Annotated in this window: 17 protein-coding genes; 7 read left to right on the top strand and 10 right to left on the bottom strand. The window is 68.6% G+C overall.

Features of this window, described 5'->3' with window-relative positions:
- Positions 1 to 52: 52 nt before the first annotated feature.
- From ACFWMR_RS39340 to rsgA, 3 genes are all read right to left on the bottom strand, one after another.
- Entirely contained in the window at positions 53 to 931 is an 879-nt protein-coding gene (locus tag ACFWMR_RS39340; RefSeq protein ID WP_378382068.1) for a hypothetical protein, read from the bottom strand.
- Positions 928 to 1,824, bottom strand: coding sequence for a hypothetical protein (locus tag ACFWMR_RS39335; RefSeq protein WP_378382067.1), 897 nt, complete (start codon positions 1,822 to 1,824; stop codon positions 928 to 930). The genes ACFWMR_RS39340 and ACFWMR_RS39335 overlap by 4 nt, the downstream gene beginning before the upstream one ends.
- Before the next feature lie 61 nt (positions 1,825 to 1,885).
- The gene (gene rsgA / locus ACFWMR_RS39330) at positions 1,886 to 2,896 is read right to left on the bottom strand and encodes a ribosome small subunit-dependent GTPase A (RefSeq protein ID WP_093939358.1); all 1,011 of its coding nucleotides are present in this window, start codon (positions 2,894 to 2,896) and stop codon (positions 1,886 to 1,888) included.
- 101 nt (positions 2,897 to 2,997) lie between these two features.
- Between rsgA and ACFWMR_RS39325 the strand changes: the two genes are divergently transcribed.
- Together ACFWMR_RS39325 and ACFWMR_RS39320 are read left to right on the top strand one after the other, a co-directional pair.
- Complete coding sequence (locus ACFWMR_RS39325; RefSeq protein WP_378382066.1) at positions 2,998 to 3,756, top strand: SOS response-associated peptidase; 759 nt, start codon at positions 2,998 to 3,000, stop codon at positions 3,754 to 3,756.
- The gene (locus ACFWMR_RS39320; protein WP_378277212.1) at positions 3,753 to 4,361 is read left to right on the top strand and encodes an alpha/beta hydrolase family protein; all 609 of its coding nucleotides are present in this window, start codon (positions 3,753 to 3,755) and stop codon (positions 4,359 to 4,361) included. Before ACFWMR_RS39325 ends, ACFWMR_RS39320 begins: the two co-directional genes overlap by 4 nt.
- On the opposite strand, the gene ACFWMR_RS39315 is transcribed toward ACFWMR_RS39320, so the two are convergent.
- Positions 4,311 to 4,874, bottom strand: coding sequence for a hypothetical protein (locus ACFWMR_RS39315; RefSeq protein ID WP_378382065.1), 564 nt, complete (start codon positions 4,872 to 4,874; stop codon positions 4,311 to 4,313). The two genes, ACFWMR_RS39320 and ACFWMR_RS39315, sit on opposite strands and share 51 nt — an antisense overlap.
- Positions 4,875 to 5,577: 703 nt before the next feature.
- A complete protein-coding gene (gene ybaK / locus ACFWMR_RS39310; RefSeq protein ID WP_093939354.1) occupies positions 5,578 to 6,054 on the bottom strand; it encodes a Cys-tRNA(Pro) deacylase in 477 nt (158 codons plus the stop codon).
- A gap of 190 nt (positions 6,055 to 6,244) precedes the next feature.
- Here ybaK and ACFWMR_RS39305 point away from each other — a divergent pair, with 190 nt between their 5' ends.
- Together ACFWMR_RS39305 and rsrA are read left to right on the top strand one after the other, a co-directional pair.
- Positions 6,245 to 6,883 (top strand): sigma-70 family RNA polymerase sigma factor, encoded by a 639-nt coding sequence (locus ACFWMR_RS39305; RefSeq protein WP_026466946.1) that lies wholly within the window; start codon positions 6,245 to 6,247, stop codon positions 6,881 to 6,883.
- Positions 6,880 to 7,203: a mycothiol system anti-sigma-R factor gene (rsrA, locus tag ACFWMR_RS39300; RefSeq protein ID WP_093939353.1), complete on the top strand. Its 324-nt coding sequence runs from the start codon at positions 6,880 to 6,882 to the stop codon at positions 7,201 to 7,203. Before ACFWMR_RS39305 ends, rsrA begins: the two co-directional genes overlap by 4 nt.
- A gap of 77 nt (positions 7,204 to 7,280) precedes the next feature.
- On the opposite strand, the gene ACFWMR_RS39295 is transcribed toward rsrA, so the two are convergent.
- Complete coding sequence (locus ACFWMR_RS39295) at positions 7,281 to 7,355, bottom strand: 50S ribosomal protein bL37 (protein ID WP_369299112.1); 75 nt, start codon at positions 7,353 to 7,355, stop codon at positions 7,281 to 7,283.
- A 106-nt stretch (positions 7,356 to 7,461) separates the two neighbouring features.
- Here ACFWMR_RS39295 and ACFWMR_RS39290 point away from each other — a divergent pair, with 106 nt between their 5' ends.
- The gene (locus ACFWMR_RS39290; RefSeq protein ID WP_093939352.1) at positions 7,462 to 8,985 is read left to right on the top strand and encodes a sensor histidine kinase; all 1,524 of its coding nucleotides are present in this window, start codon (positions 7,462 to 7,464) and stop codon (positions 8,983 to 8,985) included.
- A gap of 304 nt (positions 8,986 to 9,289) precedes the next feature.
- Here ACFWMR_RS39290 and ACFWMR_RS39285 read toward each other — a convergent pair whose 3' ends face one another.
- Positions 9,290 to 9,544 (bottom strand): WhiB family transcriptional regulator, encoded by a 255-nt coding sequence (locus ACFWMR_RS39285; RefSeq protein WP_026466945.1) that lies wholly within the window; start codon positions 9,542 to 9,544, stop codon positions 9,290 to 9,292.
- Positions 9,545 to 9,816: 272 nt separating this feature from the next.
- The gene (locus ACFWMR_RS39280) at positions 9,817 to 10,743 is read right to left on the bottom strand and encodes a diacylglycerol/lipid kinase family protein (RefSeq protein ID WP_093939351.1); all 927 of its coding nucleotides are present in this window, start codon (positions 10,741 to 10,743) and stop codon (positions 9,817 to 9,819) included.
- Positions 10,744 to 10,990: 247 nt separating this feature from the next.
- Here ACFWMR_RS39280 and ACFWMR_RS39275 point away from each other — a divergent pair, with 247 nt between their 5' ends.
- Entirely contained in the window at positions 10,991 to 11,530 is a 540-nt protein-coding gene (locus ACFWMR_RS39275; RefSeq protein WP_378382064.1) for a hypothetical protein, read from the top strand.
- 117 nt (positions 11,531 to 11,647) lie between these two features.
- Here the strand turns inward: ACFWMR_RS39275 and ACFWMR_RS39270 are convergent, their stop codons facing one another.
- Both ACFWMR_RS39270 and ACFWMR_RS39265 read right to left on the bottom strand, forming a co-directional pair.
- Positions 11,648 to 12,130 carry a GNAT family N-acetyltransferase gene (locus ACFWMR_RS39270; RefSeq protein ID WP_378382063.1) on the bottom strand — a complete coding sequence of 161 codons (483 nt, stop codon included), beginning with the start codon at positions 12,128 to 12,130 and terminating at the stop codon, positions 11,648 to 11,650.
- Positions 12,130 to 12,723, bottom strand: coding sequence for an acid phosphatase (locus ACFWMR_RS39265; RefSeq protein ID WP_093939348.1), 594 nt, complete (start codon positions 12,721 to 12,723; stop codon positions 12,130 to 12,132). The genes ACFWMR_RS39270 and ACFWMR_RS39265 overlap by 1 nt, the downstream gene beginning before the upstream one ends.
- Before the next feature lie 62 nt (positions 12,724 to 12,785).
- On the opposite strand from ACFWMR_RS39265, the gene ACFWMR_RS39260 reads away from it, so the two are divergent.
- On the top strand, positions 12,786 to 13,256 hold the full coding sequence (locus tag ACFWMR_RS39260; protein ID WP_093939347.1) for a hotdog fold domain-containing protein: 471 nt from the start codon (positions 12,786 to 12,788) through the stop codon (positions 13,254 to 13,256).
- Positions 13,257 to 13,406: the final 150 nt, after the last annotated feature.

Genomic DNA, 13,406 nt, shown 5'->3' with positions numbered 1-13,406 from the left:
CCCTTCCCTCGGCTGAGCAGAGGGAAGGGGGCCTTCACGCGCATCAGGGGGTTTAGATTCCCTGCTTCGTCATTTCGGCGTAGTCGCCCACCTCGGCGGCCGGAGGCGGAACGACGTCCACCGGCGTGCCCCAGTCGCTGTAGGTGTAGGTCGACTTGGACTCGCCGTTCTCGCGTCCACCCACCGACTTCGCGAACGAGGTCATGTCCATGGTCATCTTCAGGGGAAGCTGTTCGGCGTTGAGCCACAGTTCGGCCGGGATCCGCAGATCCTTGCCTTCGAGCCGCTTCTCGATGTTCGCCCGCTGCTCGGCGGGGAGGTCCTCACCGAAGAACAGGTCGAACTGCTTCTTGGCGTCGAACTCGACGAAGTAGTGGTTCACCGGGACGCCGTCCAGCTGGGTCTGCTCCGACCTGACGATGCGGCCGGTCTTTTCCACCAGTTCCAGCAGCTTCGCCGGGTCGCCCATTTCGAACGACTTCCGCAGGGCCTTCCCCATGGCCTTCGTCTGGGGGTCCTCGCTGTTCAGGTCGATCTTCCCCCAGTTCTTGTCCGTCTTGAGCTGGACCTTCTCGGCCGGGGGAAGTTTGACGAACAGGGCCTGGTCGACCAGGCGCAGAGTGCCGGCTTCGCCGTCGATGGTCAGGTTCGCCTCGATTTTCGAGGCGGCACCGTCGTAGTACGCCAGTAAAGTGCCCGTGACCTTGGCGCCGTCGCGGGTGGCGTCGAGCGTCGCCTTGGAGGACTTGCTCTTTCGCGTCCCCTGCTTCGCGGCCTCGACGAGGCCGAGCGCGTCGGTGAACGGGGTCGCCAGCGCGAGCTCGCCACCCTTGTCCTCGGCCTTGTTCTCGGCCGGGCGGGTGCCGCAGCCCGTGACCAGCAGGGTCAGGGCCGCGGCCACCGCGGTGAGCTTGAAGGTAGTGCGGATCACCGGCCGCCGGCCTGCTTCGCGAGTTCCGCCATGTCGCCGACCTGGTCGGCGGGCGGGACGGTGAGGCTCACGGGAACACCCCAGTCGGTGTACTTGACCGTGGTCTTGGCGACACCGCCACCGGGGGCGCCCATGGCCTTCACGAACGCGGTCGAGTCCGAGACGACCTGCACCGGCAGCTGGTCGGCGTTGAGCCACAGTTCGGTGGTGATCACGACGTTCTTGCCCGCGAGTTTCGCCTTGAGCTGATTCACGGTCTCGGCGGGCAGCGGGATGCCGACCTCGCCCATGATGAGCGCGATGGCCTTCTCGGCTTCGACCTCGATGACGTAGTGGTTGGTCTGCTCGCCGTTCAGTTCGACCTGGTCCGACTTCGTGATCTTCCCGGCCTGCGAGACCTGCTCGAGGATGCGCGACGGGTCGCTGTCCTTCATGGCCTTCGACATCATCTTGCCGAGCAGCTGCGAGAGCGGGTCCTGGCCGTCGGGCGAGATCTTCACGTACGCCTTGTCGGTCTTCAGCTCGGCCTTGTCCTCCGCGTCGAGCTTGAAGTACAGCGCGTTGTCGATGAACAGCATGTCGAGCTTCTTGCCGTCGCTGTCCATGACCATCGCGAGCTTGCTGTTCTCGCCGTCGTACATGCCCTCACCGGACGCCGTGCTCTTCTGGGCGCCCGCGACGGTCTCCATCGTGACCTTCGACGACTTGGCCTTCTTGGTGCTCTCGCGGCTCAGCGCCGCGAGCTGGATCGGGTCGCCGAGCGGCGACGAAAGCGAACTCTTCGCTTCGGAAGGAGCGGGAGCAGCCGCGCCGGACTGCTTCTCGGCACCGCACGCGGACAGCGCCAGAACGGCGGCCGTGGTGACGGCGGCGAGCATGGTTACGCGCTTCAAGAGGACCCCTCAGAAAAAGTTGATCTAATCCGAACGGGGTATCGCTCCTGGTCGGAAATAGTTACCGATCGTCCTCATGTCCGGCTCGGGACCCCAGAAGGCGGCGCAGAGACTCCAGCCGTTCCGGGCTGGCGTCACCCTCGGTGACGACGTCGTCGAGTGCGCAGTCCGGGTCCGAAGGCGGCCCGAGGTGCCCGCAGGCGGACGGGCATTCTTCGGCCGCCGCGGCGAACTCCTCGAACGCGAGCACGATGTCGTCGGCGGTCACGTGCGCCAGTCCGAACGAACGGACACCGGGCGTGTCGACCACCCAGCCGCCACCGGGCAGGGGGAGCGCGACCGCCGCGACCGACGTGTGCCTGCCCTTGCCGACCGCGCTGACCACGCCGGTCGCCAGATCGGCGTCCGGCACCAGCCGGTTGACCAGAGTGGACTTCCCGACGCCGGAATGCCCGACCAGCGCGGTGACCCGGCCCTTGAGCCTGCCGGTCAGCTCCTCGGGGTGCTCGTCGTGGCGGGTGACCACGGCCGGGATGTCGAGACCCGCGTAGCCGGAGAGGAGTTCGTCCGGGCTCGCGAGGTCGGCCTTCGTCAGGCACAGGACCGGTTCGAGGCCGCCCGCGTAGCAGGCGACGAGACAGCGGTCGATGAAGCCGGTGCGCGGCGGGGGATCGGCCAGCGCGGTCACGATCAGCAGTTGCTCGGCGTTGGCGACGACCACCCGTTCGAAGGGGTCGGTGTCGTCCGCCGTCCGGCGGAGCACACTGGAGCGTTCCTCCACCCGGATGATCCGGGCGAGGGTGTCCGGCTTGCCGCTCACGTCGCCGACGATGCCGACGGTGTCGCCGACGACGACCGAGACCCGGCCCATCTCACGGGCCCGCATCGCGGTGACGACCCGCTCCGGATCCGAGTCGATCGCGCAGGTCCAGCGCCCGCGGTCCTTCCCGATGACCATCGCCGTGGAGGCGTCCGCGTGCTCGGGACGACGTTTGCTGCGCGGCCTGGTGCCCTTGCCGGGACGGATCCGCACGTCGGATTCGTCCAGCCTGCGCCAGTCCTTGCCCGCCAAACCGCCTCCTGCTCTCCGAACACCGCGGGACAATGATCCCATGCTGCTCGCCATCGCCCGGCCGGCGTGTAACGATGACTGTCGATTAGGGAGGTTTTCGCATGTGCGGGCGCTATGCCGCCACCAAGGACCCCGCGGCGCTGATCGACGAATTCGCCGCGGTGGACCTGACCGAGGGCCGGGTCCGGACCGATCACAACGTGGCGCCGACCAAGGTCGTCCCCACCGTGGTGCAACGCCACCCGCGTGACGCCGACGGCGCGGTGCTCGAAGACGAGCCCACCGTCCGGTCGCTGCGGACGATGCGCTGGGGCCTGGTCCCGTTCTGGGCGAAGGACCCCGGGGTGGGCTCGAAGATGATCAACACGCGCGCCGAGACCGCCAAGGAGAAGCCGTCCTTCAAGAAGGCGGTCTCCTCGCGGCGGTGCCTGGTCCCCGCCGACGGCTGGTACGAGTGGCGGCGCGACGGCAAGGAAAAGCAGCCCTTCTACATGACCGGACCCGATGACGGTTCGCTCGCCTTCGCCGGTATCTGGGAGACCTGGCGGCCGAAGGACGACAAGGACGCGGACCCGCTGATCACTTTTTCGGTGATCACCACGGACTCGGTCGGCAGGCTCACCGACGTCCACCACCGCATGCCGCTGCTGATGCCGCGCGAAAAGTGGGACACCTGGCTCGACCCCGACCTGCCCGACGTCACCGACCTTCTCGTCCCGCCTCCGGTGGACCTGGTCGACACGATCGAGCTGCGCCCGGTGTCCAGCCTGGTCAACAGCGTCCGCAACAACGGCCCCGAGCTGCTGGACCGGGTCGAGCCCGTCGCCGAAAGCGCGCTCTTCGACGCGCCCGGCTCATGACGACGCTGGAGATCGACACCGCCTACGGTCCCGCGCGGGCCGAGTTGCACTGTGCCGAGGAGGGCACCGCCGTGTTGATGCTCGGCCACGGCGCGGGCGGCGGCATCGGCGCGAAGGACCTGGTCGCGGTCACGCGGGCGGCGCAGGCGGCGGGCGTGCACGTCGCGCTCGTCGAACAGCCGTACCGGGTGGCGGGCCGTCGCGCGCCCGCTCCCGCCACGCAGCTCGACACCGCCTGGCTGACCGTGGCCGACGAGATCTCCGAGCGTTTCGACGATCTCCCGATCGTGTTCGGCGGCCGGTCGTCCGGGGCTCGCGTCGCGTGCCGGACCGCCGCGGCGGGGCAGGCGGTGGCGGTGCTGTGCCTGGCCTTCCCCGAGCATCCGCCGGGGAAGCCGGAGAAGACCCGGCAAGGTGAACTGGACGCCGTCGAGGTCCCGACGCTGGTCGTCCAAGGCGAGCGTGACCCGTTCGGCCTGCCCAAGGCGGGGCCGCATCACGAGATCGTGGTGCTCAAGGGCGACCACAACCTCAGCGCCGACCTCGACGGCGTGTCACGCGCGGCCGCCGAGTGGCTGGAGCGTGTGCTGCGGCCGCTCGCTTGAAAGCCGTCGCCGTGCGTAGTGCACGGTGACCGCGGCCAGCAGCGGACCCCAGAGCAGCAGCGGCGCGTAACAGACGGCCATCACGACGCCGTAGACCGGCGAGTCCTCCCAGGTCCCCGGCGGCATCGACGCACCGGCCGACGCCCGGCGGAGCAGGGCCTGGACACCCAGCACGGTCAAGGCGATCGCGCCCGCGGCCGCCGGGACGATCGCGGCGAGCGGCGGGATCCTCCGGCCGCGCAACCCCGGGATCCAGCGCGGCCACACCTCGCCCCACGGCCGGACGAGCCCGAGGGTGAGGAACGCGAGCCCCTCGGCGAGGAGGCTCAGGCCGAAGACGTAGGCCGTTCCCCAGCCGGGGATGCCGAACTCGCTCAGCCCTTGTTCGGTGAACCCGACCGGGACGCCGAGGCCCATCGCGATCCGCCACAGCCCGGACGGCAGGGTCGTCAGCAGTGTCAGGTGGGCGGCGAGGTTCGCCCACTTCGGCACGCCGGGCATGGTCTCGGTCATCTGTCGCTCCTCAGGAGTCGTCGTTCGCTTGCCGACGACGATTCCCGAGCGCGGGCGCGTGATCTTCCCGCCGCGGACTGACCGCTCTCCCTCGCTGGGGTGAACCCGCCTTCCCGCGTTTCGTCCTCTGAACGCTACGAGGACCCGTGGCCCGCGTGGTTTCGCGTGACGGGATGGACGGCACGCGTGATCAGGCGGACGACACGTGTGTCCAGGCGGACGACACGCGACGGGACCCCGGCCGCCGGTGTGGCGTCCATCCCGTCACGCGTGTCGTCCATCTGATCACACGTGTCGTCCGGTCGGGCACGCGAAAGTGCCACTTCGGGCCGGATGATCGTGAGTGGCGATTCGGGTTCTGGCGGACTCGTATTTAGGTACCCACTGGTGTGACCGGCGAGTGTGGAGGATTTGGGACGTTGAACGTCCCGGATCTTCCACGCTCGGTCTGGTTGGTGTGGGAGTCGGGGCAGTGCACGTCCCGAATCTTCCGTTGATCAAGGTCCAAGGCGGGGCGTCCCTGGCGACGATGTAGGAATTGGGACGTTGACCGTCCCAATTCCTACATCGTCGCGCCCTGGCAGCCGCGGAGCCACCACTCGCCCAGTTCAGGCGTGGGTAGGGAAATACCGGTCCGCTCGAACCCGAATCGCCACTCACGACCATCCCGGCCGCCGCGTTCAGAGGACGAAACGCGGGGAGGTCAGCCCGCGATCGGGGCGACCACGGCGCCGGTGAGGCGCACCAGGTCGGCGGGGGCGAGTTCGACCTCCAGGCCGCGGCGCCCGGCCGAGCAGTGCACGGTCTCGAACTTCTCCGCCGAGGCGTCGATCACCACCGGCAGCCTGCTCCGGTGCCCGAGCGGCGAGATCCCGCCGAGCACGTACCCCGTCGCGCGCTGCGCGGCCGCGGGGTCGGCCATCTTCGCCTTCTTCCCGCCCGCGGCGGCGGCGAGCGCCTTCAGGTCCAGCTGCCCGGTGACCGGGACCACGCCGACGGTCAGCTTCCCGTCGACGTCGGCCACCAGGGTCTTGAACACGCGTGCGGGGTCGAGCCCCAGCGCTTCGACGGCTTCGAGGCCGTACGACTCGGCCCGCGGGTCGTGGTCGTAGGCGTGCAGAACGTGCGCCACTTTCTGCTTCGCCAGCAGCGCCGTCGCCGGGGTTCCCTTGCCTGCCATGGGCGGAGTCTACGAGCGCGCCGGGAATGCCCGGCCGGGCCGCACTGTTGAAAGGCACGTGTCCACCACACTCGAAGCTCCCCGAATCCTGATCCCGCGTACGCCGGGCGGCCAGGTGATCCGTCCGCGCGTAAACTCGACGACGTCTCATGCGCACAAGCGCATCGACGCCGATCGGGAAGGGAACGGTTTGCCGAGCACGCAGAATCCCGCGCCGGACACGGGCACGGACGCCGAAGAGGCGGCCGCGCGGGCCGAGCGCTTCGAGCGGGACGCGATGCCCCTGCTCGACCAGTTGTACTCGGCCGCCATGCGGATGACCCGGAATCCCGCCGACGCGGAGGACCTCGTCCAGGAGACGTACTTGAAGGCGTACGCGGCCTTCGCCTCCTTCAAGGCGGGTACGAACCTCAAGGCGTGGATGTACCGCATCCTCACGAACACCTACATCAACGGCTACCGCAAGCGTCAGCGCCAGCCGGTGCAGCAGCCGACCGAGGAGATCACCGACTGGCAGATCGCCAAGGCGGAGAGTCACACCTCCAGCGGGCTGCGCTCGGCCGAGGTCGAGGCGATGGACAACCTGCCCGACGCCGACGTCAAGGAAGCGCTGCAGAAGCTGCCCGAGGAGTTCCGCCTCGCGGTCTACCTCGCCGATGTCGAAGGTTTCGCGTACAAGGAGATCGCCGAGATCATGGACACGCCCATCGGCACCGTGATGTCCCGGCTGCACCGCGGCCGCGCCCAGCTCCGTGACCTGCTCGCCGACGTCGCCCGCGAACGGGGCTTCATCCGCGCGGGCAAACAGCAGGAGGTGGCGGGGCGATGACCGACGACTACTGCAGCGGCGCGGACGACAAGGTCAAGTGCGAGGAAGCCCTCGCCGACATCTACCTGCTCCTCGACAAGGAGTGCAGCGCCGAGCGTGACGCCGCCCTGCGCAAGCACATCGAGGACTGCCCGCCGTGCCTCGAGGAATACGGCATCGACGAGCACATCAAGCAGCTGCTCGCCCGCAAGTGCGGTGGCGATCACGCGCCGGACGACCTCAAGTCCCGGCTGCGGGCCTCGATCCGCCAGACCGTGCAGACCAAGGGCGCGATCACGATCGAGCGCACCGAGGTCAAGATCGAGCAGACCTTCGAGTAGCACTGTGTAGCCCGCTCAGGACACACGAAGGCCCCCGTACCGGATCGGTGCGGGGGCCTTCGTTGTCTGATCGATGATCAGGAGTTGGGCTTCTTGCCGTGGTTCGCGCCGTTCTTCTTACGGTCGCGACGCTTGCGGGCGCGCTTCGACATGTTTCACTCCTCGTCCGAGTGGCCCTCGCGGGGTGACACGACACCGCTGGGCCAGGGTCAACCGCTCCAGTGTGTCATGCGGCCCTCACCCTGCTTGGATGGGGACGTGTCCACCCTTTCCGATCTGCTCGCGGAGAACACCGGCCTGTCCGGCGAAGCCGCGGACCATCTCCAGACCGTGGTCGCCGAATGGCAGCTGCTGGCCGACCTGTCCTTCGCCGACTTCCTGCTCTGGGTCGCCGTTTCGGAGGAGCTGCAACCCGACGGAGGCGACTACGTCTGCGTCGCCCACGCCCGCCCGACGACGGCGCCGACGGCCCATCCGGAGGACGTCGTCGGCACCCGGTTCACCGTGGACGAGCACCCGCAGCTGGCCAAGGCGAGCCGCGAGGTGCGGATCTGCCGCGAGGAAGACCCGCATTGGTATCGCGACCTGCCGATGCGCCGTGAAGCCATCCCGGTGGTGTTCGGCGGCACGGTGATCGCCGTCCTGAGCCGCGAGACGAACCTGGCGGCCTCGCGGGTGCCGAGCCCGCTCGAAATCGCCTATCTGGGCAGCGCGGGTGATCTGTGCCAGATGATCGTCGACGGCACCTTTCCGAGCCCGGGGAACCAGACGGACACGCACACCAGCCCGCGGGTCGGTGACGGCCTGATCCGCCTCGACCCGACCGGCACGGTGGTCTTCGCCAGCCCGAACGGGTTGTCCGCCTATCACCGGATGGGGCACGAATCCGATCTCGTCGGGCAGCGCCTCGCGCCGCTGACCAGGTCGCTCATCCGTGACCCGTTCGACGCGACCGAGGTGTCGCACCGGATCATCGAGGCGCTCGACGGCAAGCCCAGCAGCCGCACGGAGGCGGACTCCCGCCGCGGCGCCGTCGTGCTGTTCCGTGCGCTGCCGCTGCGCCCCGCCGGGCAGGCCGCCGGCGCGCTGGTGCTGGTGCGTGACGTCACCGAGGTGAAGCGCCGCGACCGCGCCCTCCTGTCGAAGGACGCGACCATCCGCGAGATCCACCACCGGGTGAAGAACAACCTGCAGACGGTCGCCGCGCTGCTGCGGCTCCAGTCGCGCCGGACCTCCAGCGAGGAGGCGCGGCTCGCTCTCGGCGAGTCCGTGCGCCGCGTCTCGTCGATCGCGATGGTCCACGAGGCGCTGTCCATCTCGGTGGACGAGCGGGTCGACCTCGACAAGCTGCTCGACAACGTCCTCCCGATGGTCGGTGAGGTCGCGACGGCCGAGTCGCAGGTCGGGCTTTCGCGCACGGGCTCGTTCGGTGTCGTCGTCGCCGAGATCGCGACGCCGCTGGTGATGGTGCTCGCCGAACTGGTGCAGAACGCCATCGAGCACGCGTTTCCCGACGGGCGGCCGGGCAAGGTCGAACTCGTGGTGGAACGGTCGGCCCGCTGGCTCGACGTCGTCATCCGCGACAACGGGCGCGGACTGCCTTCGGGTTTCTCCTTGGAACGCAGCGACGGTCTCGGCTTGCAGATCGTGCGGACCCTGGTGGAGTCGGAACTGCGCGGCTCGCTGTCGATCCGCGGGCTGCGCGGGGAACCCGAGGAGACGGGCGGACGGCGCGCCGGAACGGAAGCGGCCTTGCGGATCCCGTTGTCCCGGCGGCTGTGAATCAGCGCGGTCCGGAGTGGACTGTCCCTTGTGGTCATCCGCAGTGGACAGTCTCACCCGGACACGTTTTAGGGCCGGCGCCCGAAGAGAAGATGGCGCCGGCCCTGTAACGGTTCCGCGGGAGGACTTGGAAAAAGTCCTGGAAGCCAGACCCCCGTGAGGGTGTGTCGGCCTCGCTTGTTAAGCTCAAGTCGGGTACGTGTCACCTCACGGCGCAGGGCCATGCAGCCATCGCGCCGCGGGAACTTCCCGAAGCTTGGGGTCTTGCTCGATTATTGGTGAAGCGTGCTGAGTCTTGAAAAACTCAGGCGGAAGTACGCGTGCCGATGTGCGTACGACGGCGCTTCAGGGCGCGTCGCTCGTCCTCGCTCATCCCGCCCCACACGCCCGCGTCCTGCCCGCTGGCCAAGGCCCAGGCCAGGCAGTCGGAGGCGACGGTGCAGCGGTGGCACACGGATTTCGCCTGAGTCACCTGCGACAGAGCAGGACCGCTGGTTCCCACCGGGAAGAACAGCTCGGGGTCCTCGTCTCGGCAGGCAGCGTCATGGCGCCAGTCCATGTTTCTGAGCTCCTTCATAATGGCGCGGTACTCCGCGCCATAGTCGTCATGGCGGTCGTTTTTTGGGTGCTTGTGAATGCTTTCACGAAGCACCCGTTTCGACAAGGGTTTTCCGAAGATCGGTGAGTCAGCTCACCCGGCCGAGCGACGCTTCTGACCTGCGGTTTCGTTCCGAAACAGCCTTCCGAAGGGAAGGCCGATGCGGTGAGCGGAGGTTCTGCGTCGATGAGCGGCAGGTCGTACTTTGCCGCAGGCGATCAGCGGTCCGGTCGTCAGACGATTACCGTCAGTGCTTCCGGGACGCTGAAGAACTCCACCCTCTTCCGCTGGCCGACGAGGTCGCCGTCCACCTGGAAGTTTACCGGTTCAGCAGCGTCTATGCGGATCATCGGCAGGTCATCGTGACGAAGGAGACGTCGTCCGCGTTGGTCGCTCTTCGTGAGCAATGCCTGCCGTACATGCTTGAACACGGTGGGCAATCGCAGACCGCTCAACGCGAAAAGGCCCAGTCCGGTGTCGAACGAGCTGCCCGGGTTCAGGTGGACCGGACGGTCCCCCAGGTAACTCCACGGATCGGTGTTCGACACGAAAGCGGTCAGCACTTCGGTGGGCTCTTCGCCCGGGATCCTGACGGTGAGGGGCGGGCGGCCGAGCGGCGGCCGCAGATGCGACGCCACCGCTGCCCTCATGTAGAGCCCCGCGGTGGTCTGCTTGCCCCGCCGCTTGGCCACGCGGCCGACGACGTCGGCGTCCCAGCCCATGCCGGCGTTGAAGGTGAACCAATGGCCGTCGGCGATCCCGAGGCCGACCTTGCGGCTCCGGTCGCTCTCGATGGCGTTGAGGAGCTGGTGGGTCGCCTCCACCGGATCGTGCGCGATGCCCAGCGCGCGGGCGAAGACGTTCGCCGAACCGCCCGGCACGACACCGAGCATGGGGACGTCGCCGACCTTCGCCGGATCGCCGTCGGCGTCCGCGAGCAGGCCGTTGACCACCTCGTTGACCGTGCCGTCGCCGCCGTGGGCGACCACCAGGTCGATCCCGTCACGGGCGGCGGACCGGGACACGGCCATCGCGTGGCCGCGGTAGTCGGTCTCCACCACGTCGAGTTTGACCTGGCTGGCCAGTGCGTGCGCCAGCACGTCACGGCCACCGGCGGTGGTCGAGGTTGCCTGGGGATTCACGACGAGGATGGCACGCACATACCGCAGGGTAAGTGACTTCTGCCCGAAGGTGGGAGCTTCACGTGACGCGAAGCTCAGCCGCGCGACGTCCTCGAGGCAGCACCTTGTGACCCCTGTGGCGGGCGTCCCTCCTTCACTGCCGACGAATGACAGCTCCGTCGTGACAAGTGCACCCGGGCCGACCGCCCGCTCATCGACGACACTCCCAATTCTTCCCATACGGCGGTCCGGGGAAACCGGCCGACCGGGTGGCATACGATCGAAAGTGCTCACGTACGGTGACCCGCCCTGGTGGAGCGCCGTGTCCGGAAGCCTGGAAGGCTGTTTCGCCGTGTCCATCGCCGACAAGCTCTCGCCCGCGCCCCGTGAAGTCCGCCTCGCCGGGGTGATCACCGCGCTGCCGGGGTTCGCCCTGATCGTGTTCGCGGTCCTGCTCCTGGTCAACGGCCAGGCCGGACCGGAGAACCTGCTGGCCGAGGTCGCCTACTATCTCGTCCTCGCCGCCGGAACGGTGGCCTGCGCGGCCGGGCTGGTGCTGGGGAAGACCTGGGCGAGGTCGCCCGGCGTGGTCGTCGCGCTGATCCTGGTCGGGGTCGGCTGGTACGGCGCGGGCCCGTCCGGGCAGCCGCTGTGGGGGGTGCCGCTGGGCCTGATCGGCGTCGCCGTCCTCGTGCTGCTGTTCCGCCGCCCGTCGCGCGCGTGGGCGCTCGGGTTGCAGGAGGGCGAGACCGAGGAAGAGGCCGCCGAACGCGACGGCGCCGCCGGTCGTGCGGCGCGTCGCGAACGCGAGGAACGGGACTCCTAGCCACCGTGACGCCGCACTCGCGTGCTTGGGGACGTGACTCGCGTGCTTGAAGCCGGAACTCGCGTGCTCGGACGGCGCACCGTCGAGTGCGGCGCGTCGCGAACGCGAGGAACGGGACTAGACCTGGGCGGCGAGCGCCTTCAGGGGTTCGTCGGTCAGCCGGTCGACGGTCCACTCGTCCATCGGCACCGCGCCGAGCGACTTGTAGAAGCCCTGCGCCGGGTTCCAGTTCAGCACCGACCATTCGAGGCGGGCGTAGCCGCGCTCGGCGCAGACGGCCGCGAGCGTGGCCAGGAGCGCCTTGCCGAGGCCTGAGCCGCGCTGCTCGGGGCGGACGTAGAGGTCTTCGAGGTAGACGCCGTGCACGCCGCGCCAGGTGGAGAAGTTGAGGAACCAGAGCGCGTAGCCCACGATCTCCCCGTCGACCTCGGCGACGTGGCCGAACAACGCCGGCGCCTCACCGAACAGCGCTGTCCGCAGCTGTTCGGGTGTGAGGTGGCACTCGTCCGGGGCGCGTTCGAACTCGGCGAGGTCGTAGACGAGCCGGACGACGGCGTCGACGTCCTCCTCGCGGATCCGCCGGATGCGGTCGTCGGCCACTAGTCCTCCGTCGTGGGGAGCAGGTTGAGGTGTTCGATCTGGGGCTCACCGCGTTCGTCGCCGAGCACCGCGACGCCCGCCGGGTCGAGTCCGAAGTGGACGCCCGCCGTCGACGGCAGGCCGACCCAGCGCGCGACCAGGACACGGCTGAAGTGACCGTGGCCGACGAGGATCACGTCACCCTTCGCGAGCGGCTCGCGGACGCGGTCGATCAGCTTGTCCGCGCGGGCGTTGACGTCGTCCGCGCTTTCGCCGCCGGGGATCGGATGTGACCAGACCGTCCAGCCGGGAACGGTCTCCCGGATCACGGGGGTGGTGACGCCCTCGTAGTCGCCGTAGTCCCATTCGGCCAGCTCTTCGGTGACCTCGTCGACGCGCAGACCGGCCAGCTCGGCCGTCCGCAGCGCGCGGGTGCGGGGGCTGGAGAGGACGAGCGCCGGGTTGCCGCCGAGGACCGCGCGCAGGGTGCCGCCCGCCGCGCGGGCCTGCCCTTCGCCCGCCGTCGTGAGCGGGATGTCCGTGCGTCCGGTGTGCCGTCCGTTGACGGACCACTCGGTCTGACCGTGCCGGAGAAGGAAGAGCCGATGAGCCACGTTGCGAATATAGCCTGCGGTCCGGTTATGCTACTGGTGAGTAACATGATGAGGAGACCGTGATGGCGCAGAATCCGACCTACGCGATGTGGAACCGGCTGGCCGGGAAGCCGGTCGGCAAACAGCTGTTCTCGGCGGCGATGTGCCTGCGTGTGCCGTACTTCCGGACGGTGCTCCCGTCGGTGCGCGAACTGGGCCCTGGCCGGTGCGAGGTGACTTCCCCGAAGTGGTGGGGTGTTTACAACCACATCAAGACTTTTCACGCGATCGCGGCATGCAACCTCGCCGAGATCGCGATGGGGATGCTCGCCGAGGCGACCGTCCCGGCGACACACCGCTGGCTCCCCAAGGGGATGACGGTCGAGTATGTGGCGAAGGCCGAGACGAGCTTGCGCGCGGTCGCGGAGCTGCCGGAGCTGCCGGAATTCGGCGACGAGGGTTTCGAGCTCCCCGTGCCGGTGACGATCACGGACACGCACGGGAAGCCCGTCGTGACCGCGACCATCACCATCTGGGTCACCAAGAAGAAGTAAGGCGTGTCCGGGTGGCGTGCTGGTCACCGCGTTGGGTCGTGAGTGGCAAAGAGGGCTATTGAGGGGTAGGGCAAAGGTGGCGAGTGCTTGGCTTGCCCCTCTGCCGGTTTCGGGCGTTGCGAAAGCCACGTTCGCAACGTTGAGCGTTGC

The organism is Amycolatopsis thailandensis, from assembly GCF_042723255.1.
GTDB lineage: Bacteria > Actinomycetota > Actinomycetes > Mycobacteriales > Pseudonocardiaceae > Amycolatopsis > Amycolatopsis thailandensis.
Note: the sequence above shows the minus strand (reverse complement) of the source record. Positions and strands in the feature narration are given on the sequence as shown.

What these genes read in the sequence shown, in the direction of transcription:
- ACFWMR_RS39315 (WP_378382065.1), bottom strand. Translation starts at nt 4,874, where the DNA reads ATGACCGAGACCATGCCCGGCGTGCCGAAGTGGGCGAACCTCGCCGCC.
- ybaK (WP_093939354.1), bottom strand. Translation starts at nt 6,054, where the DNA reads ATGGCAGGCAAGGGAACCCCGGCGACGGCGCTGCTGGCGAAGCAGAAA.
- rsrA (WP_093939353.1), top strand. Translation starts at nt 6,880, where the DNA reads ATGACCGACGACTACTGCAGCGGCGCGGACGACAAGGTCAAGTGCGAG.
- ACFWMR_RS39285 (WP_026466945.1), bottom strand. Translation starts at nt 9,544, where the DNA reads ATGGACTGGCGCCATGACGCTGCCTGCCGAGACGAGGACCCCGAGCTG.
- ACFWMR_RS39260 (WP_093939347.1), top strand. Translation starts at nt 12,786, where the DNA reads ATGGCGCAGAATCCGACCTACGCGATGTGGAACCGGCTGGCCGGGAAG.
- ACFWMR_RS39325 (WP_378382066.1), top strand. Translation starts at nt 2,998, where the DNA reads ATGTGCGGGCGCTATGCCGCCACCAAGGACCCCGCGGCGCTGATCGAC.
- ACFWMR_RS39320 (WP_378277212.1), top strand. Translation starts at nt 3,753, where the DNA reads ATGACGACGCTGGAGATCGACACCGCCTACGGTCCCGCGCGGGCCGAG.